Below are 21,504 nucleotides of genomic sequence, written 5' to 3'. Positions count from 1 at the left end.
TGCGAGAACGAAGAGGTAAGAAGATGGACATCAACGGAGCTTCCGCCGTCGTCACCGGCGGTGCCAGCGGACTCGGCCTGGCCACCGCGCGCGCCCTCATCGAGGCCGGCGCCCGCGTCGTCCTGCTGGACCTGCCCGGCGGACGCGGCGAGGAGGCCGCCGCCGAACTCGGCGACGCCGCGGTCTTCGTGCCCGCCGACGTCACCGACGAGGACGGCGTGACCGCCGCGTTCGACGCCGCCGAGGCGCTCGGCCCGGTCCGCGTCGTGGTGAACTGCGCCGGCATCGGCACCCCGGCCCGCGTCCTCACCCGGGACGGCAAGGCCTCCCCGCTGGCCGCCTACCGCAAGATCATCGAAGTGAACCTCATCGGCTCCTTCAACGTGCTGCGCCTGGGCGCCGAGCGCATGCTCAAGGCCGACCCGGCGGGCGAGGAGCGCGGCGTGATCGTCAACACCGCCAGCGCCGCCGCCTACGACGGCCAGATCGGCCAGGCCGCCTACTCCTCCAGCAAGGGCGGCATCGTCGGCATGACCCTGCCGATCGCCCGCGACCTGGCCCAGCACAGGATCCGCGTCGTCACCATCGCGCCGGGCCTGTTCAACACCCCGCTGCTCGCGTCGCTGCCCGAGGAGGCCAAGAAGTCCCTCGGCGCGCAGGTCCCGCACCCGAGCCGGCTCGGCGAGCCGTCCGAGTACGGCGCCCTCGTCGCGCACATCGTCGCCAACCCGATGCTGAACGGCGAGGTCATCCGCCTCGACGGCGCCATCCGGATGGCCCCGCGCTAGCGGCCCTTCCCGACACGAACCACCCCGAAGGGATCGGAGAAAGCCATGTACCCGGGAGTGCACGCGGACACCGCGCCGGACCGCCCCGCCGTCATCATGTCGGCGACCGGCGAGCGGCTCACGTTCGGCGACCTCGAGGAGAACTCGCGTCGCCTCGCCGACCGCCTGAAGGCCGTCGGGCTGGAGCACGGCGACGTCGTCGCGCTGCTGTCGGGCAACGACGCGCGCATGTTCGAGGTGTACTGGGCCTGCCAGCGCGCGGGCCTGTACGTCACAGCGGTGAACAAGCACCTCAAGCCGGAGGAACTCGCCTACATCCTGTCCGACAGCGCGGCGCGGGCCCTGATCGTCGGCCCCGGCATGATCGACGCGGTCGGGGACGCGCGCTCCGGCGTCGAGTACGCGGTCGCGATGGACCGGCCGGAAGCGGCGGCGGGGCAGTGGCTCGACTACGCGGCCGAGGTCGCGCTGGGCTCGCCCGAACCCGTCGCCGACCAGCCGCGCGGCGGCGACATGCTGTACTCCTCCGGCACAACCGGCCGCCCGAAGGGCATCCGGCCGCCGCTGCCCGACCGGGACATCTCCGAGCCCGGCGACGCGATGGTCGCGCTGTTCGGCCCGGCCCTCGCGCTCGACTCCTCGACGGTCTTCCTGTCACCCGCGCCGCTCTACCACGCGGCCCCGCTCCGCCTGTGCGGCGCGGTCCAGGCGCTCGGCGGCACCGTCGTCGTCATGGACCGCTTCGACGCCGAGGACGCCCTCGCGGCCGTCGAGAAGTACCAGGTCACGCACGGCCAGTGGGTGCCGACGATGTTCGTCCGGATGCTGAAGCTGCCCGCGGAGGTCCGCGCGAAGTACGACCTGTCGAGCATGACGCACGCGGTGCACGCCGCCGCGCCCTGCCCGGCCGAGGTCAAGCGCCAGATGTTCGACTGGTGGGGCCCGATCCTCCACGAGTACTACTCCTCGACCGAGGTCTCCGGCACCACCTGGGTCACCCCCGAGCAGTGGCAGACCCACCCCGGCTCCGTCGGCAAGCCCATCCTGGGCATCCTCCGCATCTGCGCCGAAGACGGCACCGAGCTCCCTGCGGGCTCGATCGGCACGATCTACTTCGAACGCGACGAACGCCCCTTCGAGTACCACAATGACCCTGCGAAGACGAAGGCCGCCGAACACCCGTCCCACCCCAACTGGACCACCGTCGGTGACATCGGCTACGTCGACCCCGACGGCTTCCTCCACCTCACCGACCGCAAAGCCTTCATGATCATCTCCGGCGGCGTGAACATCTACCCCCAAGAGATCGAAGACGCCCTAGTCCTCCACCCCGCCGTCTCCGACGTGGCCGTCATCGGCATCCCCGACCCCGAAATGGGCGAAAAGGTCCTCGCCGTGGTCCAACCCGCCGACGGCGTCGAGCCCTCCGAGGCCCTGGCCGACGACCTGACGGCCTTCGCCCGCACCCACCTCGCCGGCTACAAGATCCCCCGCCGCCTCGAGTTCACCACGAGCCTTCCGCGCACTCCCACAGGCAAGCTCGTCAAGGGCCCCTTGCGCAACCTCTACAGCTAGTCCCTTCCCCGCAACGGCCCCCACGTCCTCCCTTCGGACGCGGGGGCCGTCCCCGTTCCGGTCAGGGGCCTAGCCAGGAGCCGCCGGAGGCGTCGACTACCTGGCCGGTGATGAGGGTGGAGGTGGGGGAGCAGAGGAGGAGGACGGCGGAGGCTATGTCGTCGGGGGTGGCCATGCGGTTGTAGACGGACATGGCGTCGACGGTGGTCTTGAGGTCGGGCAGGAAGTCCAGGAAGGACATCATGTCGGTGGTGGCGGCGCCCGCGGCGAGGGCGTTGACGGTGATGCCGCGCGGGGCGAGGACCGGGGCGAGGGAACGCGTCATGGACTCCAGGGCGGCCTTCGTCATGGCGTACTCGATGGCGGTGGGCAGGGCCAGGCGGGCGTTGATCGACGACATGTTGACGACCCGGCCGCCGTCCCGCAGCACGGGCAGGAGCGCCTGGATGAGGAAGAAGGGGGCCTTCAGGTTGAGGGTGAAGATGGCGTCCCAGGCCTGTTCGGTGACGGCCTCGACGGGGGCGGTGTTGAGGATGCCCGCGTTGTTGACGAGGAGGTCGAGGCCGTCGTCGCCGGTGGCGGCGCGCAGGGCCTCGCGGAGCGCCGCCGCGAGGGCGGCCGGCGCGCCGGGCTCCCGCAGGTCGGCGCGGAGCGCGAACGCGGCGCCCCCGCTCTTCGCGATCTCCTCGACGGTCCGCTCCGCCGCCTCGGCGTTGCTCCCGTAGTGCACGGCGACCAGCGCGCCTTCGGCCGCCAGCCGCAGCGCGACGGCCCGCCCGATCCCCCGCGACCCGCCCGTGACCAGCGCCGTCCTACCCTCGAATCCGCTCATGCCCGACGATCCCCCGCCGCCCCACCGGACGCAATGTCACCTCGGGGACACTTTTCCGGTCCCCGGCGCGAACCGGCCGACGCGCGCTTCCGCGGATCACTCGCGATCGGCGGGGTGCCTACATGGGTATGGTCCCGAGGTTGATCACGGTGCCGGCGCAGCTGGTCGGGAAGTTGCCCAGCGTGCACTTGACCTCGAGGAGTTGGTCGGTGCTCGTGCGCACGGTGACGTAGACATCGGTGCCGCCCGGAATCGTCACCGATGCGCAGTCGACGGTGACCGCGCCGAACGCCGCGGTGAAGTTCGTCAGCGGGGTGGGCGTCGGAGGAATCGTGTCCTCATTGACCGTCTGGCCGAACACCTTCCCATTGCGGACGGCCACGACGGCCTTCGCCCGGTTCTTGGAGGTCGGCGTCTCGATGGTGACGGCCGCCGTGTCGACGCACTTGACCGGTCCTGCCGGTCCTGCCGGTCCTTCTGGTCCTTCTGAGCCCGCCGGTCCCGCCGGTCCCGCCGGTCCCGCCGGTCCCGCCGGTCCCGCCGGTCCCGCCGGACCTGCGGGGCCGACAGGTCCTTGCGGTCCGGGAGGCCCGGGGGGGCCCGGCTGGCCGTGGTGGCACTTCTTCCCGTGGCAGGCGGGTTCGTGTGCGGAGGCCGGGGCCGCGGAGGCGTACGCCGACACCGCGATGGCCGCCGACAGAGGAAGCAGGACGGGTGCCGCGAGCCGGGTGAACTTCGACGCTTCGGGGTCGATCATGACGGGTGTCCAGATCTGTGCGGGCCGATGCAGATGATCATGTAAACGTCCAACTACCCAGCGGCTCGTGGCAGTAGGCCAAGATCAGATCTTCTTGTGTCGAGATGGCGGCAATTTTCGCGATCCACACTCGGTGGTTCGCCCGTTGTCTCCGGGAAAAGGGCGATCTTGGCGCGGACGTCGCCCGCTGAACGCGCCGAGCCAGCTCCCAGGAAGGCCGCCGCCTCGCCCGGGGGCGGCGGCCTCGGGGTCAGACGAGGGGGTTGTTGGGCTTGAGGTCCAGGGTGTGGCGGCCTTGGAGTTCGCGGGCCACCTCCCAGTCCCAGAAGGCGTGGGTGGCGATGGTGTTGATGTCGCGGAAGAAACGCTGGAGGGGGGCGTCGAGGGAGAAGTTGGAGGCGCCGGCGTGGTGGGACATGTCGTTCACGGCGCGGCGGCAGTGGTCGACGATGAAGGCGGTCTGCGCTTTGAGGCCTACGCGCTCGGCGAGGGTGAACTTGCCCCCGATGTTGGACTGGACGCGGGCGATGAGGTCGGCGACGAGGCGTTCGGCGATCATGGCGTTCGTGGCGGCCTCGCCGAGTTTGACGTGGGCTGTGGTGCTGTCCTTCATGGTCTTGAGGCCGTAGGTGGTGACGCGGTTGCGGATCACGTCCTCGAAGGCCGAGGCCGCGCCGCGCAGCGCGCCGGAGAAGACGGGGGCGGCCTGCGCGAAGAGGAACGGCATCAGGGGCATCCGGTACATCGGGTTGTCGTGGATGCGGGCGCCGGGGGTGTCGCCGAGGGTGAGGTCGCGCTGGGGGAGGGTGCGGTGGTCGGGGACGAACACGTCCTCCAGGACGACGGTGTTGCTGCCCGTCCCGGCCATGCCGGCCATGTGCCAGACGTCGTCGACCTTCACTTCGGCGGCGGGGACGGCGAAAGCGTAGAGGCCGTTGTCGTCGCCGAAGCCGACGCAGAAGGCCCAGTCGGCGTGCATGATGCCCGAGCCCCACGGGATCTTCCCGGTGACACGCCAGCCGCCCTCCTCCCGGACGGCCTTCGTCGTCGGCGACGTCGTCGCGGGGGCGAGGAGGTACGGCTTGCCGTCGAAGAACTCCGCCTGAGCCCGCTCGGAGAACTTCGTGGCGAAGACGCAGTGCCCGATGTAGAAGTCGAGGATCCAGCCCGTCGACATGCAGGCGGCGCTGATCGTCTCCACGACGGCCCGGTGGGTGTCGAGGCCGAGTTCGTGGCCGCCCCACTTCTTGGGGGCGAGGATCGGGATCAGTTCGGCGTCGACGAGTTCGGCGATGCTCGCGTCGTGCGGTTTGCGCAGCTCCTCGGTCTCGCGGGCGCGGGCCGCGATGCCCGGGGCCAGGTCGCGCGCCCGCGCGACGGCTTCGTCATGCGTGATCGGCATGGTCTTCCTTCAGGGGGTCAGGCGGGGCCGAAGCCGCGGGCGGCCAGCCACTCGGAGGCGACGGTGACGGCTTCGGCGAGGTGCGGACGCTGGTCCGGGCCGAGGTAGTAGTGGTTGGCGCCCTTGATCTCGACGAGGGTCTTGTCCTCGACGGTGAACGCCTCGAAGAGCCGCCGGGTGTGGCTGGGCGTGCACGCGTCGTCGGCGGTGTTGCCGATGACGAGGGCCGGGACGGTGAGGTCGGCCGCCGCGCGCGGCCCGTCGCCGTACGCGTCGTCGTAGGACCACTGCGAGAGCCAGCTCCGCAGGGTGGTGAACCGGGCGAGGCCGACAGGGCTCATGTTGACGGTCTTCGGGTCGCCCAGGTAGCAGACGCCGGGCTGCCGGTCGTTGGGGTCGACGGCGGGGTCGAGCCAGCGCGGGTCGGCCATGGTGCCGTGCACGACGAACGCGAACTCCTCGCCGGGACGTCCGGCGGCGGCGAGCGACGCGAGCTTGGCCTTCACCCAGGCCGTGATGCGCCGGTTCCGGGCGATCTGCTCCGCGGCGTACCGCTCCAGGAACTCCTGCGTGTAGGGAGGCTGGTTGGGGTTGTCCGGGTTGTACAGGTCGAGTTCCGGGTCCCGGACGGTCGGGTCGTGCTCGTCCATGATCGAGGCGTCCAGCCACTCGGTCATGGTGCCGTGCCGGGAGACGTGCGCGGCCATGAGCATGATGCCGTCGGCGGGCTGGAGGTTCAGCGACCTCAGGTCGAACGGGTCGCCCGCGGGGGTGTGCGTGACGGTTGGCTTCTCGGCCTGCTGCTGGTAGTACAGCGACAGGGAGCCGCCGCCGCTCCATCCGGCCAGCACGACCTTGGCGTAGCCGAGCCGCTCCTTGGCGTGCGCGATGCAGGCCCCGAGGTCCTGGACGACCTTCTCCATGATGAGCGCGCTGTCGACGCCCCGGTAGCGGCTGTTGCAGTAGATGACGTGGTGGCCCGCCTTCGCCAGCGCGGTCACCATCGGCAGGTACGCGCCGCCGCCGATCGGGTGCATGAAGACCACGACGGTGTCGGACGCGGTCTCGGGCTTCAGCAGGTGCCCTTCGAGCACGACGTACTCGCCGCCGCCCCCGTAGGTGTCGCGGTTGCCGGTGATCTCGGGGACGAGGACGACGAAGGGGACGCGTTCGACGCTCACTTGGCGCCTCCGAGTTCGGGGTTGAGGGTGAGGGGGCGGCGCACGTCGATGGAGAGGGTGACCCACTCCAGCCTGGCGTGCTGCTCGAACTGCCGGCGCGACATCTCGCGCAGTTCCTCCGGCGGCCCGTGGTGGAGCCCTTGCGGGGAGTGGGTGATGAGTCCGGGGAGCATCGGGAAGCCGAGCAGTTCGCCGCCGTGGAAGAACGCGACCTCGTCGTAGTCGGCGTTGCGGTGGTACCAGGGCAGGCGCTCGGTACCGGGACGGGACTCGGCGGGCCGAGGCAGGAAGTTCAGGACGACGACGCCCTCGGCCGTCATGACGGTGCTCACCGTCGGGGGCAGGTGCACGCCCTCGGACAGGATCGGGTTGTAGTCGCGGATGTTGACCTTGAAGGGGAAGTAGTCGCCCTTCCAGCCCTCGACGTCGCAGGGGTTGTGGTCGTAGAAGAGCGAGCCCTGGAGCTCCCGGTTCGTCACCCGGATCTCCCACTCGGGGCCGCCGTCGGTGAGCACCTCGGGCTCGGGGATGTAGACGATCGACGGGTCGAACGGCCAGTGCCTGCCGAACACGCCGGGCGGGGGAGTCCGGAACTCCTCGCGCGCCTCGATGATGAAGAAGTAGTTCTCGGTGTCGGCGGGGACCTGGCGGTAGGTGACGCCCTTGGGCAGCAGGACCCAATCGCCCGGCTCGTAGGGCAGGCGGCCGAACTCGGTCTCGAACTCGCCGGTGCCGCGGTGCACGAAGATCAGTTCGTCGCCGCCGAGGTTGCGCACGAAGAACGGCATGGCTTCGGTGCGCCGGCTGAGCAGGAACCGCACGTCGTCGTTGAAGTAGAGGAGCAGCGACGTGCCGCGCGGGTCGGTGTGGTCGGTCGGGGTGAGCTTGTCTCCCTTGAAGCTGGACGGGCGCAGATCCCCCTCGCTGCGGAACTTCGTCGGGTCGTTGCGCCGGTAGAGCTGGGCCTGGCGGCCGACGAAGCCCATCCGGCCGAGCTCGTCGTCCTTGAGGCCGTCGAGGTCGCGATGGACGTGGCGGGGTGTCGTCCCTTTGCGGAGCTGGACGAACGATTCCACGGGGGTGCTCCTTCGGTGCGCCGGTCGGTGGGGTGGCGGGCTCGGCGGTGCGGGCTCGCCGCACGGGTAGCGTGACAGACGCCTCATCGCCTGACAAGTGTCAGATGCCAAGAATCTGAACTCGGAATCAGAAATCACCGTGTCGTACGCCGTACGAATGTTACTCGTCCGTAACCTACTAACCGGTTACTTACCGGGGCTCTCCCGGCGTAGCCTCCCCAAGGATCTTCGAGGGACCAGGGGAGAAGCGCTCATGGAGAAGTCGTCACCGTCGCACCTCCGGGTGCCCGCCGCGGGCATCGCCGCGATCGCGCTGCTCGCGGGCGTGCCCGCGGCCCCCGCCGCCGCCGACGAGCGGGCGATCTCGCGCGGGGTCAAGATCCCCGCGTTCTACGACCCGCCCAAGAGGCTGCCCAAGGCCAACGGCGCGATCATCCGCAAGGAGCCGCTGAAGCTCGCGCTCGACCAGCCCGACATCGACCAGCCGCTGCCCGGCCGGGCCACCCGCATCATGTACCGGTCCACCGACGCGCGCGGCAAGGCCGTCGCCGTCACCGGCGCCTACATCGCGCCCGACAAGGCGTGGAAGGGCCCCGGACCACAGCCGCTCATCGCGCTCGCGTCCGGCACCATGGGCCAGGGCGACCAGTGCGCGCCCTCGCTCTCCCTGGAGAACCCGCTCATCGTCGGAGACAGCACCATCTCCTTCGGCTACGAGAACCTCGCGCTCCTCAAACTGCTCAACGCCGGCGTCGCGGTCGTCGTCACCGACTACGTGGGGCTCGGCGGGACCGACCGGCTGCACACCTACGTCGACCGGCTCGACGAGGCGCACGCGCTGCTCGACGCGGCCCGCGCCGCGCTGCGGCTGCCCGGCACGAAGCTGACGAAGAAGTCCAGGATCGGCCTGTACGGCTACAGCCAGGGCGGCGGCGCGAGCGGTGCGGCGGCCGAGCTCCAGCCCGACTACGCGCCCGAGCTCAAACTCGCGGGCGCCTACGTCGGCGCGCCCCCGGCGAACCTCTCCGAGGTCATCTACGGCATCGACGGCAGCGCCCTCGCCGGCGCGCTCGGCTGGTCCATCAACGGGTTCGCGCAGGGCAGCCCGACGGTGAAGAAGGCCATCGAGAAGAACGTGAACGCCGCCGGGAAGGCCGCGCTCAAGGACCTGTCGACGATGTGCGTGGGCGACGCGATCCTCAAGTACGGCTTCGCCGAGAGCAGGAAGTGGACGAAGGACGGCCGCTCGCTCACCCGCATCATCTCCGCCGACCCGGCGCTGAAGAAGGTCCTGGCCAGGCAGCGGATCGGCAGGCTGAAGCCCGCCGTGCCCGTCCGCGTCACCACGGGGATCCGCGACGACATCGTCGTGCACGGGCAGGCCCGCAGGCTCGCCTCCGACTGGTGCGCCAGGAACGCGAAGGTCGTGTACCACCCGGTCGACCTGCCCGACCTCGGCAACAAGCTCCTCGGCAACCACCTGGCCCCGCTCCTCACCGACCAGGAGACCGCGATCTCCTGGCTGACCGACCGGCTCAAGGGCAAGGGCGTGAAATCCACCTGCGCGAAAATTCCGTATCAGCCCTGAAACCCGAGCGACCCTGGGAGAATGAGAAGTCACAGGCAGTTCACTCGGGTTTGACCATCGCGCAATGGCGTCCCGGCACTCTTGATTGCAGAGACCCCCCTTTGCGTCGGTGATCGGGGACAGCGGAAACCGCGGCAGCGGCCGCTTACCGCATCGGCGAGATTCGTTCCGGGGCCCGCGCGACGTCGCGCGGGCCCCGGCCCCTTTTCCCGCCCCTGCCCCTCCGCGTTCTCCACAGGGGAACCAAGTAGTCCGGAGCGGCCTCGGATGATCCGGGGCCGCTTCTTCGCGCTTTGGGCGGGGCGCTGACCTGCGGGTTCACGCGCTCCGAAGTGATCATGTCTCACTGGTGGTCAGCGTGTGTCGCCATGAGTCGGTGGTTGCGGGCCATAGACGGGCCAGAATCAGCGCATTTGCACTGGTCAGGGGCATGCGGCGGGTTGTTGCGGGCCAGCAGGTGACGGGGGCGCGCTGCGTGGGCTCGGGGGGTGGGTTCTGCGTCGGGGGGGCGGGCGGGACGGGGAGGGGAGGTGGACGGAGCCGGACTTGGGCGGGGGAGCAAGGCCGCTGGCGTCATGCGAACGGGCAGAACAGGCCATGAGCGCAGCTCACCCGGAGGGCGGCGAAGCCGTGGCTTGGACCCTCCTGCCCGCAAGCCCGATGGAGCGGCCTTGCGCGGGGTCCCCGTCCAAGTAGGGATACGGCCACCGTGCGGGCACCTTCCAGGGACGGTGGTGATCGTGGAGCCCGGTGGCACAGCAGCGGACGCAAGCGCATCACATCGCGTGGCTTCCGGGAGGAAGAACTACTCTGGCGGGATGCCACCCGGACGCGTCACGAGGGCCTCATTCCACCGCCCGCTGGAGCCGATCGAACGCCCGATGCCGATGCCGCTGCTCCCCACAGCCACATGGACGGACGCGCAGTGGTCCCGCCTACAGTTCGGCTACGAGTCCCAGGGCATGGATGAGAGATGGGATGCGATCGTGGAAGGCGACGTCCTCTTCCTTCACCGTAGTTGGACGGGGTACGGCGTCTATGAGCTGACCTTCGCTCACACCCAGGCTGACCACCACATCTCCAGCGGCAAAATCGAGACGAGCGACCGCTACAGCTCTCCGCGCCCTGAGTTCGATGCCGTTCTAGCCGAGATGGTCATCGGCATCATTCTCAGGGAGACCCCTGCACACCTAGGCGATCGCTTCCGGGCCGCCGCCCGCGCAGACACCCCCGCCGAACTGCTTACTCACGCTAGCTTGGGCCTCCGCTGCGCTGACTGACAGACCGCCGCTAGTGGTCGCCCGAACAGGGACGCCCGCGCCCCGGCGCTTGCGCCGGGGCGCGGAGCGCCCCGTTGTTCGGGACGGCCGCGTCAGCGGCGGTCCCTTGATCCTGTAGGGGAAAGACTCACACACCAGGCCACTACCGCGCGGGTCTGCGAACAACGCCGCTGTTTCATTGACGCCAGGTGGCCGACTCGTCGCGCTGAAGTCTGCTGATGATCTCGACGCGGTCACCGGGTATGCGAACGACGGTCACTTCAACGGGGCGCTCGGTCTGGGCGGAGTAGCCGATGCGCAGGATCTCCAAGATCGGAATTCGGGTCGGTATCTGGAGTAGGTCCGCTTCATCCTTGGCGGGCATCCGGACACGTTGGATCTCGATCCAGGAGATGGGGCCGTGACCGGCTTCTTCGAGTCTGTCGATCCAGGCGCCCGGCCCCGATCCGGACTCGGCGACGGACGGAACCTCCTTGTGCGCATCAGGATGAATCCAGGTATCGGAGAGCTGGAAGGGAGCTTCCCCTTCCGGGCCGGTGCAGCGCCTGCGGCGCAACGTCGGCGTGCCGGGAAGGATCTTCAGCTTGTTCGCCGGTCGGTCTGGGATCGGCACCACTTCGGCCGTCGGCTTGATGTGATGCGTCCACACCTCGTCACCGGACTGCGCTGCCGGGAAGTTGTACCCGCCGACCGTCGGCGATCCATCCGGCGCAACGTGACGGGTGTTCCGACGGACCAGGTTGCCCCGCTGGATCGTTCGCCGCTCTCCCGGCCGAAGAACGATCGTGCCTCGCTTGCGCGCCGCCCACAGCAGGCGTTCGTCTTCGAGGAAGGCCACCGCTGCGGCCACCGTGTTTCGGGCGGCCCCGTACTCCGCCGCGAGATCCGCCATCGGAGGCAGCACGTCACCAGGCTGCCACTCGCCATCCCGGATCCGGCGACGAAGATCGTCGGCGATCTCCTCGGAGCGCACCGCCACTGCTACCTCCCAGACAGACCTATTAGCTTAAGCATATTGACGCCTACGGCCCGAGCGAGCAAGATGCTATTTGCTTAAGCAAAAGCCTCGACCTCGTCGGTGCGGATACGCCGAGCCTACGAGGATGCCCCGGCAACGGGCATCGGAACCGGGGCGAAGGAGCAGGAGCGCAAGAGAACGGCCCCGGTCAGTGGTGTTAGCCCACCACTGAGGATCCGGGGCCTTGATCAGACTCTGGAGGTCTGACCCGTGGAAGATCTTTCCATGCCGCGCGGCAGCGTCGCTGCCGACCGTGCGGATTCCGTAGATGCGGTGCTGGGCGAGTTGCGGGCGTGGTTCCCGGGGGTGATGTTCTGGCGCGGGGAGTACTCGGGGTTCTTCTGGGCGATGACGTGGGATCGCCTGTTCGACGCGAGGACGCCGGGGGACCTGGCGGGGCGGCTTCGGGAGGCGGGTCGGCCGTGGAGTGGCTGACGAAAGCGCGGAGGCAGAGCGTGATGCTCGCGGCCCTGCTGCGTGAGGCGGGCTTGGACGCGGATGTCCGGCATAACCATGACCTCGGCTACCTGTATGTGGTGGTGCGCCATCCGGGCTCGGTGATCGGGGTGTGCCTGCGGGCCGAAGGGGAAAGCGTCCTGCTGATGATCGGCGGGGCTTATGCGCTCATCGCCGATAGTCTGCGCGACTGCGTGAGGGACGTGGATTGGATGTGCACTCCGGAAGGATTCGCCGACTTGTTGCGGCGAACCTGACACGAAGATATCGGGGGTGTTGGACGGTACCGATGACCTGCGAAAGTACCAGAAAACACCCCCTAGGATGCCCCCTTGCGTAACCCCTTAGATGGCCTGAAATATCCCCCCTTACGTGCCTTGTATCGCGCCCCCCTTTTTGTCGCATCATGAGGAGAGGCGACAAAGCGGGAGGTCCAGTGGGTCTTGGCGAGATATCGGCGGAGGGTCAGGCGTTCGCGCGTCGGGTGAGTCCGGGGTTCGGGGTGTGGGCGGCGGGGGTGGAGCGGTCGGGGTTCTGTGTGCGTCCGGTCCGCCTGGCGGGGGTGCTGACCTTCTACGCGCACGTCCGGGCCTGGATCAAGGCCCGGTGGGACGACCCGTCGGTGTCCCCCAACACCCGCAAGTCCTCGGTAGAGGGCATCATCCCGTCGGTGATGGCGCACGTGCGGTCCGGGGTCCGGGGCCGTCCCTCGGATGCGGTACTGCGGCGGGCACTTCGGCGCTACGGCCTGCGTCCCCCGACCTGGGACGGGGAAATCCCGGCCAAGGAAGCTGAGGCGCTGGCCTGGCTGGCCAAAGCGTCCAAGCTCGTCGTTGACCTGGCGGACGCCGATGCGCTCGCGCCCGTGCTCGCCTGCATGGACAAGCGCGTGCGCGGAACCAAGCCGCTGGGGCCCTCGACGGTCAAGGCCCGCCGCATCGCGCTGTCGTCCTGCCTGGGCTACGCGGTCCAGCCTCGCAAGCTCCTGGACGCCAACCCGGTCCAGGGGCTGCGGGTCCGCCGGACGCGGACCTCTGAGCGGATCGACCCCCACACGGTGCCGTCCCCGGAACAGGCAGGGCGGCTCCTCGACGCCGTCAAGGGCCTGGGAGATGAGGGCGTCCACCTGAGCGCGTTCTTCGCGGTCATGTACTGGTCCGGCGCGCGCCCCGCTGAGGTCCGCCACCTGACCCGCGCGAACTGCATCCTTCCCGCCACCGGATGGGGCAAGCTCATCCTGTCGGGCAGCGTCCCGGAACTCTCGGCGGCCTGGACCGATGACGGCTCGCGCTTCGACCCCCGCGAACTCAAGCACCGGGCCGACCGGGAAGCGCGGCCCGTCCCCATCCCCCCGCCCCTGGTCGCCATCCTGCGCGCCCACATCGCCCGGTGGGGCACCACGCCGGACGGGCGGCTGTTCTGGGACGTGCGCCCGAACCAGGCCCACCCCTACATCACCAGCGCGCGCTACCTCGACGTCTGGGCCTTGGCCCGGACCTCCGCCATCACAGCGGAAGAGACGGCCGTCCACCTCGCCAAGCGCCCCTACGACCTGCGCCACGGGAACGCCTCCTTCCTCCTCGGAGCGGGCATCGCGCCCCCTGAGGTCGCGCGCAGGCTCGGCCACAGCGTGGCCGTCCTGTTCAACACCTACGCCCACTGGCTCAACGGACAGGAAGAGGCGGGCAACGCCCTCGCAGACGCTGCCCTCGCCCTGCTCACCAGTGACCAGACAACCCCGAACAAGCCACTGACCAGCGAAAACAGCGGCCACGGGCCACACACGGGCCAGACCTCCCCTCCGGCCGCTGCTTAGGCACAAAACGCCTGGTCAACGCCCTGCAACAGCAGAAAACCAAGTTCTCCACAGGGCCCCGTGCATCCGGTCGGACCCGTGGGATAGCGTCCCGTGGACGGGCCGGGACCGGGCCGGTCCGCCGACGGAGAGGGGCGTTCGATGAGCGTCGCGCCGGACGTGTGGGAGCGGCTGCCTTCGCGCAGGGTGGAGACCAACGGGATCGCCCTGCACGTCGTCGAGCACGGCGAGGGGCCGCTGGTCGTGCTGTGCCACGGGTTCCCCGAGCTGGGGTACTCCTGGCGGCACCAGGTCCTCGCGCTCGCCGAGGCCGGCTACCGGACGCTGACGCCCGATCTGCGGGGCTACGGCAGGAGCGACCGGCCAGAGGGCGTCGAGAACTACGACATCGTGACGCTCTGCGCGGACCTCGTCGGGCTGCTGGACGAGGCGGGGGCGCGGGACGCGGTCTTCGTCGGGCACGACTGGGGCGCGTCGATCGTCTGGCAGCTCGCCCTGCTGCACCCCGGGCGCGTCAGGGCCGTCGCCGGGCTGAGCGTGCCGCCTTCGCCGCGCGCCCCGGTCGCGCCGATCCCGATCCTGCGCCGCCGCCACGGCGACTCCTTCTACATGTGCTGGTTCCAGGAGCCGGGCGTCGCCGACGCGGCGCTGGCCCAGGACGTCCGCCACACCCTCACCGCCGACTCCATCGACGCGATCGCCGCGGGAGGAGCGCAGCAGCCGGAACCACGTCCCTGGCTGGCGGAGGAGGAACTCGCCTATTTCGTCGCGGCCTTTGAGGACACCGGGTTCACCGGGCCCCTGAACTTCTACCGGAACATCGACCGGAACTGGGCCCTCACCGAGCACCTCGCCGGCGCGGTCATCACCCGGCCCGCCCTGTTCCTCACGGGCTCGGCCGATCCCGTCGGCTCCTTCATGCCGGCGGACAAGCTCGCCGCGATCCTCGCCGACCCGCGCGGCCGGATCGTCATCGAAGGGGCGGGCCACTGGCTGCAGCAGGAGCGGCCGACCGAGGTGAACGCCGCGCTGCTGGAGTTCCTCGCCTCCCTCGATGAGGACCTTACTGCGTAAAGGCGCGCGCTCGGATCGGTACCGAAACGTCGGCCGCGCCTGCGGGACGCGGGGTGCGGCGACTGGTTACCATGGGCCGCGCCCGGTCGACATGTCGGGCTTTTCGTCTTCATCTATGGTTCGCCTTATCCGCGGTTCGGCGGCGACCGGAGGAGCAGCGGCATGTCCCACCTTGAGGCGCCCGGCTCCGAAGACCGGGCGGACTGGCGCGCGTACGCCGAGAAACTCGACGCCGAGGGCGACCCGCGCGGCCAGGCGATCCTCCTGGAGCACCGCCTGGAGACCGGAGAGGGCGACGCCGCGGGGCTCGTCCACGCCTACCGGCGCGTCGAGCGCCGGTGGGGCCTCGACGGGCTGCGCGAGGACGGCTCCTGGCGGTTCACCTGGTCGCGCGGCTTCCTCGACGAGGCCCGCTTCCGGGCCGCCCCGCACAGCAGGCCGCACCGCGGCGCCCTCGTGGAGCGCCTCCGCGCCGCCCACGAGGGCGCAGCCCTCCTCGACGCGACCACCGCAGACGCGGCAGACCCGGAGCGGTGGGAGGCCGCGCTCATCGAAGCGCTGCTGCGCCATCCCGCCGCCGCCCGGCTGCGCCGCCTCGACCTGCGCCTCGCCGACCACCACCACTCCGCGGCCCGCGCCGCCGCCGCGCTGGCCGCGCGCCGCAGGGAGCACCTCGCCGAACTGCGCTTCGGCCACGCCTTCACCTACCTCTACGAGGACGCCACGACGTCCACCGGCGCCCGGTTCGACCCGATGTCCCGCTACGACACCGGATTCGCCGGCGACGAGACCGCCGCCCTGTGGGAGGCCCTGCCCGCGCTGCGCACGCTCGAGGTCGAAGGCGCGCTCCTCTTCCACTGGATCGGCGGAGACGCGCTGACGGACCTGACGCTGCACGGGGCCGTCCGCTCCGACGGGGGAGTGCTCCCCGGCTCGTCCGCCCGCTTCCCCCGGCTGCCGAACCTCGCCGCGCTGACCGTGCGGATCGAATCCGATGTGCACGGCACCGCATGCCCCGTCGAGCAGCTCGACGAGCTGACGGTCGAGGCCTACCCCGCGCTGCGCTCCCTCGACCTCGGCGGCGCCCACTTCGACGACGGAGACCTCGGCGTCCTGCGGGCGCTGGCGGACTCGCCGGTCCTGCCGGGACTCACCCGCCTGCGCGTCCGGAGCCTCGCCGTCGAGGGCTGGGAGGCCGACGGGGAGCCGTTGGCCGCGCTGGCGGAGCTCGCCCCCCGCTTCGCCCACCTCGCCCTGTCCGTCGCCGGGGACGTCGCCGTCGAAGGGGCCGAGGCGTCCGAGGTCGCGGCGCTGCTGCGCCTCACCCCCTGGCAGAGCTGAGGTGGCGGCCGGGGCCGGGCCGGTCGGTAAACTGCGGCGGTCCGGCCGGTCTGGCCGGTCCGGTGGCGGGCGGGGCGAGGATCGGAGTGAGCGTGGCGGAGGCCGTCGGCGGGCAACCGGACAGGTCCGACGAGGCGGTGCTGCGGCGCGGGCTCGCGGCGTTCGCGGAACTGGGCTACGCGCACACCACGGTACGGGAGCTGGCCCGGCGGATCGGGGTCAACCACAACTTCGTCGGCGACAGGTTCGGCTCCAAGCTCGACTTCTGGTTCGCCGTCGTGGACTTCGCCGTCGCCGAGGCGCACCTGTCGTTCGCCGACGACCCTGACCTCCCCGAGGACGGCGCGCTGCCCGACGAGGACCTGCTGCGGCTGGTCGTCCGGCACTTCTACCGGACCGCCGCGCACCACCCGCACCTGCACCGGCTGTTCGCCGAGGAGGCCGCGCACGAGTCCGAGCGGCTCGCGTACCTGTTCGACAAGTACATCGACCCCTCGGCGGCGCGTTTGCGCCCGCTGCTCACCCGGCTCCAGCGGGCGGGCCGGCTGCCGCGCGCCCCCCAGCACGTCCTGTTCTTCGCGGTCATCGGCCCGACCCTCGGCATGACGCACGCGCCGCTGGCCCACCGCCTCGGCCGCCCCGGCGATCCGGCCATCGCCTCCCTGGAGCGCTACGCCGATCAGCTCGCCGACATGGTCCTCACCGGCCTGCTCACCGAGCCCCCGCCCGGATGATCCGACGGCGCCGGCGTCGAGCCTTCCGAGAGGATCTGCCACCGGGGCCGTCCGGAGATCAGGGACGCGCGGGGTGAAGGGTCAGCGGGCGCAGGCGATGCAGGTGCGGGCGGTGGGGCGGGCGGCCAGACGGGCAGGGGCGATGGGGCCGCCGCAGGAGGCGCAGGTCCAGTAGGTGCCTTCGCTCAAGCGCGCGGCGGCGTCGTCCAGGGCGGCGAGGTCGGCGCGGGCCCGGGTGAGGGAGTCGGTGAGGCGCTCGCGCTCGAAGGCGATGGTGGCGCCCTCGGGGTCGTGCTCGTCGTCGGCGTTGCTGCCCTCGGAGGAGGCGACGAGCTCGTCCCACAGGTCGGTGAGCGAGGCCATGAGGCGTTCGTTCGCGGCGCGCGCCTCGCCGATCAGGGCCGCCGCCCGGGCCCGCTCGTCCTTCGTCGGGGCTGTCATGCAAGTGCACAACGTGATCGGACGGACACGTATTCCGGGCGCGACATCCCTTGCGGGGACGGGAGGCGGGGTTCCGCCCGCCCCCCGGGGGCCCGGGGGGCGGGGCGGGCCTGATGTACTGATCAAGAAGCCGAGAGAGGGGTCGCCATGACGTCGCCGCTGAACCCGTCGGGAGTGTTCCGGATCGCGGGCAAGGAGGTGCGCCGCCTGGGCTACGGGGCCATGCGGATCACCGGGCCCGGGGTGTGGGGCCCGCCCGCCGACCGCGAGGAGGCGGTCCAGGTGCTGCGGCACGCCGTCGAGTTGGGCGTGGACCTGATAGACACGGCGGACTCTTACGGGCCGTTCGTCAGCGAGGAGATCATCCGCGAGGCGCTGCACCCCTACACCGAGAACCTCCTGATCGCCACGAAGGCAGGGTTCGTCCGGACGGGGCCGGACCGCTGGTACGTCCTGGGCGACCCGAACTACCTGCGCCAGCAGGTCGAGATGAGCCTCGTCAGGCTCGGCCTGGAGCGGATCGAGCTGTTCCAGCTGCACCGGATCGACGAGCGCTTCCCCGTCGCCGAGCAGGTCGGCGTGCTGCGCGACATGCACGACGAGGGCAAGATCGGCGCGATCGGCCTGTCGGAGGTGACCGTGGCCCAGATCGAGGAGGCCCGCAGGACCGCCGAGATCGCCACCGTGCAGAACCGCTACAACCTCCTCGACCGGAACTCGGCCGACGTGCTCGCCTACTGCGCCGCCGAAGGCATCGGCTTCATCCCGTGGGCCCCCGTCGCCGCGGGCGGCCTCACCGGCCCCGGCACCGCCCTCCAGGCCGTCGCCGACGAGACCGGCGCGACGCCGTCCCAGGTCTCGCTGGCCTGGCTGCTCGCCAAGACCCCGGTGATGCTCCCCATCCCTGGCACGTCCTCCTCGGTGCACCTGGAGGAGAACATGGCGGCCTCCTGCCTCTCGCTCACCCCGGAGCAGATCGCCGCACTGGACGCCCTGGCCTGATCCGGCCCGTCCCGGGGCGGTGCACTGGTGGTAGCGTCCCCGCCCTGGACCACGGGGCAGAAGGGGGCGGAGTGCGCAGTCTGCTGTTCACCGGGGAAGGCGCGCCGCCTGCCCGCCCGCCCGGGTACTGGGCCGACCTTCGGCTCGACGCGGTCGCGGCTGCCGTGTCGGCGCTGGCGGGGGAGGACACGGCGGCCTACCTGCACGGCGCTCCGCGCGACCTCGCGCTCGTCTCCGCAAGGCAGGCGGTCTTCCGCGCGCTTGAGGCTCCGGAGGCGGGGGCGGCGGCACGGGCGTTCTGCGCGGCCTCCGACAGGGTGCGGCGGCGTCTGGCGCGGATCGCGCGGACCGGGCACGTGCCGCAGGCCGGGCGCAGGCTCGCCGAGGCCGTCGTCGCGCACGCCGCGGCGGTCGAGGAGTTCGCCGCGGCGCTCGCCCCGGGCGTCCCGGGGCTGGAGGCCCTCGGCGCGGACCTTGCCGCGCTGGCCGTATCGCCCGCCTTCACCGTCCCGCGCGACGCGGCCCGCGCGCTCCTGGCCCGCCTGGACGCGGTCAGGTACGACCTCCTGCTGCGCGGCGACGAGATCACCGTCGCGCCGTGCGAGCCCGGCGCCGACGACGCCTTCGCCGACCGGGTGCACGCGGTCTTCGCCCGCTTCCGCACCGGCCCTCCCGCGGCGGCTCCCCGGCCCGCCGACGACTCAGGCCTCGACGTGGTGGAGGCGGCGGTCGTCGATCTCGTCGCCCGGCTCCATCCCGAAGTGTTCGCCGACCTGGCCGCCTTCCTCGCGGCGCACCGGGGCTTCCTGCCGGACGGGCTCGTGCGGCTCGACCGGGAACTGCGGTTCTGCCTCGGCCTCCTGGACGTCCTCGCGCCGCTGCGCGCGGCCGGGCTGCCGGTCTGTCACCCCGAGGTCTCGACCGAGGACCGGACGCTGGAGGCCCTCGACCTGTACGACCTCGCCTTGGCCGCCGAGCGCGCGGGCGACGTCGTCCCCAATGACGTCACTGCCGCGCCCGGGGAGCGGGTCATCGTGGTGTCGGGGCCGAACCAGGGCGGCAAGACCACCCTTTCGCGGGCGTTCGGCCAGCTCCACCATCTGGCGGGACTCGGCTGCCCCGTCCCGGCGCGCCGCGCGCGGGTCCACCTGCCCGACCGCGTCCTCACCCACTACGAGCGCGCGGAGAGCCTGGAGAACCCGGCGAGCAAGCTGGAGGAGGAACTGGTCAGGCTGCGGGACCTGCTGGACGCGGCGACCGGCGACAGCGTGGTCGTGCTGAACGAGATCTTCATGTCCACCACCGCGTCCGACGCGCTCGCGCTGAGCCGCCCCCTGCTCACGGCGCTCCTCGACAAGGGGGTCCGCTGCCTTTGGGTGACGTTCTTGGACGAGCTGTCCCGCGCGGACCCCGCGGTCGTCAGCATGGTCGCCGAGACCGAGGGCCCCGACGCGCGCCGCACCTTCCGCATCGTCCGGGGGACCGCGGACGGCCGCAACCACGCTCGCGTTCTCGCCGAGCGCTTCGGCCTGACGTACGCGGCGCTCAGCAGCCGCCTGGAGGAGCGCCGGGTGGGGGAACGCCGGGTGGGGGAGGCCGCCCGATGAGACCGAGACTCCTCGCCGAAGACACCGACTTCTCTTTCGTCGTCCCCGACGGTCCGGTGGCGGCCGATCTCACCGCCGACCTGGAACTGCGGCTGCTCTGGGACGCCATGGCACGCGGCGACGGACGGCTCGGCGCGATCGCCGCCGCCGTGATGCTGCGTCCGCTCACCGACCCCGCCGTTCTGCGCCACCGGCGGGAGGTCCTCGCCGACTGCCTGCGCCGACCGGACGCCGTGCGCGCGCTCTACGCCCTCGCCGACAAGGCGGTGGAGGAAGAGGAGAAGGTCGTGCGCGGCATCGGCGGGAGGTCCGACGGCCGCCTGCGGCGCGCGCTGGGCGTCCTGGAGACGTTCTGCGGACGGCTGCGGAGCCTCGCCGGGCTCGCGGCGGCCCACCGGGCCGAGTTCTCCTCGCCCGCCTTCACCCGCCTGTTCCAGATGATCGGCGACAATCTCGACGAACGGTACCTGCGCGAGGTGGAGGCGACGCTCGCCCTGCTGGAGTTCGAGGGCGGCATCGCGGTCACCGGCGGCCTCGGCCCCGTCAACCGGCCGGCGGGTTTCCGGCTGCACCCGCCTCCCGGGGCGCGCCCGGACCGGCGCTGGCGCAGGGCGCGGCTGCGGCACAAGGCGTCGGGCGAGTCCGACGACGACTGGCGCGCCCTCTCAGCTTTCCGCGCGGGGCTCCTCGGCGGCGCAGCCGACGCGGCCACCGCCTCCGCCGACGACGTCCGCGACTTCTTCGCGGCCCTGCGCGACGAACTCGGCTTCTACGTCGGCTGCCTCAACCTCGCCGAGGCGCTCTCCGCACACGGCCTTCCGCTCTGCCTGCCCGAGCACAGGCAGCCCGGAGAGGCGGCGCTGTCCGCGCGCGGCCTGTACGACCCCTGCCTTGCGCTCCGCCTGGACGCGCCCGTCACGGCCAACGACCTCGACGCCGACGGCATCGCCGTCGTCATGGTCACGGGAGCCAACCGGGGAGGCAAGTCCACGTTCCTGCGCGCGCTTGGCGTCGCCACCTTGATGGCGCAGAGCGGCATGTTCGCCCCCGCGGCCTCCTATGTGGCCACCCCTGCCGACGGCGTCTTCACCCACTTCCGGCGGGAGGAGGACAGCACGCTGACGAGCGGCCGCCTCGCCGAGGAACTCGGGCGGATGAGCGCGATCGCCGCTCTCTTGCGGCCCGGCTCCCTTCTGCTCAGCAACGAGTCCCTGTCCTCGACCGGTGAGGAGGAGGCGTCCGCCATCGCCGCCGACCTCCTGCGCGCGTTCACCGGCCACGGCGTCCGGGTCGCCCTCGTCACCCACCTCCACACCCTCGCCCGCGCCGTCCACGCGGCGCCGCCCGCCCCGACCCTCTCCCTGCGCGCCGAACGCTCCTCCGACGGCACCCGCACCTTCCGCCTCACCCCGGCGGAGCCCCTCCCGTCCGCCCACGCGAGCGACCTCTACACCCGCATCATCGGCCCACCCGGGTAAGTGTGAGCTTGCCCACAGAGGGTCGTCGGATCTGTGGTGTTCTGCGGCGACTTCTCCC

Annotated in this window: 20 protein-coding genes; 13 read left to right on the top strand and 7 right to left on the bottom strand. The window is 71.2% G+C overall.

The window, feature by feature from the left end; all coding sequences use genetic code 11:
* Window positions 1–23: 23 nt before the first annotated feature.
* Both ACYVOM_RS17410 and ACYVOM_RS17405 read left to right on the top strand, forming a co-directional pair.
* Window positions 24–788: a 3-hydroxyacyl-CoA dehydrogenase gene (locus tag ACYVOM_RS17410; protein ID WP_460304439.1), complete on the top strand. Its 765-nt coding sequence runs from the start codon at window positions 24–26 to the stop codon at window positions 786–788.
* A 45-nt stretch (window positions 789–833) separates the two neighbouring features.
* Complete coding sequence (locus ACYVOM_RS17405) at window positions 834–2,363, top strand: acyl-CoA synthetase (RefSeq protein ID WP_460304438.1); 1,530 nt, start codon at window positions 834–836, stop codon at window positions 2,361–2,363.
* 61 nt (window positions 2,364–2,424) lie between these two features.
* Here the strand turns inward: ACYVOM_RS17405 and ACYVOM_RS17400 are convergent, their stop codons facing one another.
* From ACYVOM_RS17400 to ACYVOM_RS17380, 5 genes are all read right to left on the bottom strand, one after another.
* Window positions 2,425–3,195: an SDR family NAD(P)-dependent oxidoreductase gene (locus ACYVOM_RS17400; protein WP_460304437.1), complete on the bottom strand. Its 771-nt coding sequence runs from the start codon at window positions 3,193–3,195 to the stop codon at window positions 2,425–2,427.
* Between the two features lie 118 nt (window positions 3,196–3,313).
* Entirely contained in the window at window positions 3,314–3,577 is a 264-nt protein-coding gene (locus ACYVOM_RS17395) for a hypothetical protein (RefSeq protein ID WP_460304436.1), read from the bottom strand.
* Between the two features lie 625 nt (window positions 3,578–4,202).
* Complete coding sequence (locus tag ACYVOM_RS17390; protein WP_460304435.1) at window positions 4,203–5,354, bottom strand: acyl-CoA dehydrogenase family protein; 1,152 nt, start codon at window positions 5,352–5,354, stop codon at window positions 4,203–4,205.
* A gap of 17 nt (window positions 5,355–5,371) precedes the next feature.
* On the bottom strand, window positions 5,372–6,535 hold the full coding sequence (locus ACYVOM_RS17385; RefSeq protein WP_460304434.1) for an alpha/beta hydrolase family protein: 1,164 nt from the start codon (window positions 6,533–6,535) through the stop codon (window positions 5,372–5,374).
* Entirely contained in the window at window positions 6,532–7,611 is a 1,080-nt protein-coding gene (locus ACYVOM_RS17380) for a homogentisate 1,2-dioxygenase (protein WP_460304433.1), read from the bottom strand. Before ACYVOM_RS17380 ends, ACYVOM_RS17385 begins: the two co-directional genes overlap by 4 nt.
* 253 nt (window positions 7,612–7,864) lie before the next feature.
* On the opposite strand from ACYVOM_RS17380, the gene ACYVOM_RS17375 reads away from it, so the two are divergent.
* Both ACYVOM_RS17375 and ACYVOM_RS17370 read left to right on the top strand, forming a co-directional pair.
* On the top strand, window positions 7,865–9,199 hold the full coding sequence (locus tag ACYVOM_RS17375) for a lipase family protein (protein WP_460304432.1): 1,335 nt from the start codon (window positions 7,865–7,867) through the stop codon (window positions 9,197–9,199).
* A 731-nt stretch (window positions 9,200–9,930) separates the two neighbouring features.
* Window positions 9,931–10,479, top strand: a complete 549-nt coding sequence (locus tag ACYVOM_RS17370) for a hypothetical protein (protein ID WP_460304431.1) — start codon at window positions 9,931–9,933, stop codon at window positions 10,477–10,479.
* Window positions 10,480–10,654: 175 nt separating this feature from the next.
* Here the strand turns inward: ACYVOM_RS17370 and ACYVOM_RS17365 are convergent, their stop codons facing one another.
* The gene (locus ACYVOM_RS17365; protein ID WP_460304430.1) at window positions 10,655–11,458 is read right to left on the bottom strand and encodes a GntR family transcriptional regulator; all 804 of its coding nucleotides are present in this window, start codon (window positions 11,456–11,458) and stop codon (window positions 10,655–10,657) included.
* A gap of 249 nt (window positions 11,459–11,707) precedes the next feature.
* Between ACYVOM_RS17365 and ACYVOM_RS17360 the strand changes: the two genes are divergently transcribed.
* The 6 genes from ACYVOM_RS17360 to ACYVOM_RS17335 all read left to right on the top strand — a co-directional run bounded on the left by ACYVOM_RS17360 (window position 11,708) and on the right by ACYVOM_RS17335 (window position 16,918).
* Window positions 11,708–11,932 (top strand): hypothetical protein, encoded by a 225-nt coding sequence (locus ACYVOM_RS17360; RefSeq protein ID WP_460304429.1) that lies wholly within the window; start codon window positions 11,708–11,710, stop codon window positions 11,930–11,932.
* Entirely contained in the window at window positions 11,920–12,210 is a 291-nt protein-coding gene (locus ACYVOM_RS17355; protein ID WP_460304428.1) for a hypothetical protein, read from the top strand. Before ACYVOM_RS17360 ends, ACYVOM_RS17355 begins: the two co-directional genes overlap by 13 nt.
* A gap of 281 nt (window positions 12,211–12,491) precedes the next feature.
* On the top strand, window positions 12,492–13,769 hold the full coding sequence (locus ACYVOM_RS17350) for a tyrosine-type recombinase/integrase (protein ID WP_460304427.1): 1,278 nt from the start codon (window positions 12,492–12,494) through the stop codon (window positions 13,767–13,769).
* 141 nt (window positions 13,770–13,910) lie between these two features.
* Complete coding sequence (locus ACYVOM_RS17345; protein WP_460304426.1) at window positions 13,911–14,843, top strand: alpha/beta fold hydrolase; 933 nt, start codon at window positions 13,911–13,913, stop codon at window positions 14,841–14,843.
* A gap of 162 nt (window positions 14,844–15,005) precedes the next feature.
* Window positions 15,006–16,184, top strand: coding sequence for a hypothetical protein (locus tag ACYVOM_RS17340; protein WP_460304425.1), 1,179 nt, complete (start codon window positions 15,006–15,008; stop codon window positions 16,182–16,184).
* 86 nt (window positions 16,185–16,270) lie between these two features.
* Complete coding sequence (locus tag ACYVOM_RS17335) at window positions 16,271–16,918, top strand: TetR/AcrR family transcriptional regulator (protein WP_460304424.1); 648 nt, start codon at window positions 16,271–16,273, stop codon at window positions 16,916–16,918.
* An 81-nt stretch (window positions 16,919–16,999) separates the two neighbouring features.
* Here ACYVOM_RS17335 and ACYVOM_RS17330 read toward each other — a convergent pair whose 3' ends face one another.
* The gene (locus ACYVOM_RS17330; RefSeq protein ID WP_460304423.1) at window positions 17,000–17,359 is read right to left on the bottom strand and encodes a TraR/DksA family transcriptional regulator; all 360 of its coding nucleotides are present in this window, start codon (window positions 17,357–17,359) and stop codon (window positions 17,000–17,002) included.
* A 147-nt stretch (window positions 17,360–17,506) separates the two neighbouring features.
* Between ACYVOM_RS17330 and ACYVOM_RS17325 the strand changes: the two genes are divergently transcribed.
* The 3 genes from ACYVOM_RS17325 to ACYVOM_RS17315 all read left to right on the top strand — a co-directional run bounded on the left by ACYVOM_RS17325 (window position 17,507) and on the right by ACYVOM_RS17315 (window position 21,446).
* Window positions 17,507–18,361: an aldo/keto reductase gene (locus ACYVOM_RS17325; RefSeq protein WP_460304422.1), complete on the top strand. Its 855-nt coding sequence runs from the start codon at window positions 17,507–17,509 to the stop codon at window positions 18,359–18,361.
* A gap of 71 nt (window positions 18,362–18,432) precedes the next feature.
* Window positions 18,433–19,968 carry a MutS-related protein gene (locus tag ACYVOM_RS17320; RefSeq protein WP_460304421.1) on the top strand — a complete coding sequence of 512 codons (1,536 nt, stop codon included), beginning with the start codon at window positions 18,433–18,435 and terminating at the stop codon, window positions 19,966–19,968.
* Complete coding sequence (locus ACYVOM_RS17315) at window positions 19,965–21,446, top strand: MutS-related protein (protein ID WP_460304420.1); 1,482 nt, start codon at window positions 19,965–19,967, stop codon at window positions 21,444–21,446. Before ACYVOM_RS17320 ends, ACYVOM_RS17315 begins: the two co-directional genes overlap by 4 nt.
* Window positions 21,447–21,504 lie beyond the last annotated feature (58 nt).

This window comes from Actinocorallia aurea (assembly GCF_054783995.1).
Note: the sequence above shows the minus strand (reverse complement) of the source record. Positions and strands in the feature narration are given on the sequence as shown.

What these genes read in the sequence shown, in the direction of transcription:
- ACYVOM_RS17410 (WP_460304439.1), top strand. Translation starts at nt 24, where the DNA reads ATGGACATCAACGGAGCTTCCGCCGTCGTCACCGGCGGTGCCAGCGGA.
- ACYVOM_RS17405 (WP_460304438.1), top strand. Translation starts at nt 834, where the DNA reads ATGTACCCGGGAGTGCACGCGGACACCGCGCCGGACCGCCCCGCCGTC.
- ACYVOM_RS17400 (WP_460304437.1), bottom strand. Translation starts at nt 3,195, where the DNA reads ATGAGCGGATTCGAGGGTAGGACGGCGCTGGTCACGGGCGGGTCGCGG.
- ACYVOM_RS17390 (WP_460304435.1), bottom strand. Translation starts at nt 5,354, where the DNA reads ATGCCGATCACGCATGACGAAGCCGTCGCGCGGGCGCGCGACCTGGCC.
- ACYVOM_RS17375 (WP_460304432.1), top strand. Translation starts at nt 7,865, where the DNA reads ATGGAGAAGTCGTCACCGTCGCACCTCCGGGTGCCCGCCGCGGGCATC.
- ACYVOM_RS17345 (WP_460304426.1), top strand. Translation starts at nt 13,911, where the DNA reads ATGAGCGTCGCGCCGGACGTGTGGGAGCGGCTGCCTTCGCGCAGGGTG.
- ACYVOM_RS17340 (WP_460304425.1), top strand. Translation starts at nt 15,006, where the DNA reads ATGTCCCACCTTGAGGCGCCCGGCTCCGAAGACCGGGCGGACTGGCGC.
- ACYVOM_RS17330 (WP_460304423.1), bottom strand. Translation starts at nt 17,359, where the DNA reads ATGACAGCCCCGACGAAGGACGAGCGGGCCCGGGCGGCGGCCCTGATC.
- ACYVOM_RS17325 (WP_460304422.1), top strand. Translation starts at nt 17,507, where the DNA reads ATGACGTCGCCGCTGAACCCGTCGGGAGTGTTCCGGATCGCGGGCAAG.
- ACYVOM_RS17315 (WP_460304420.1), top strand. Translation starts at nt 19,965, where the DNA reads ATGAGACCGAGACTCCTCGCCGAAGACACCGACTTCTCTTTCGTCGTC.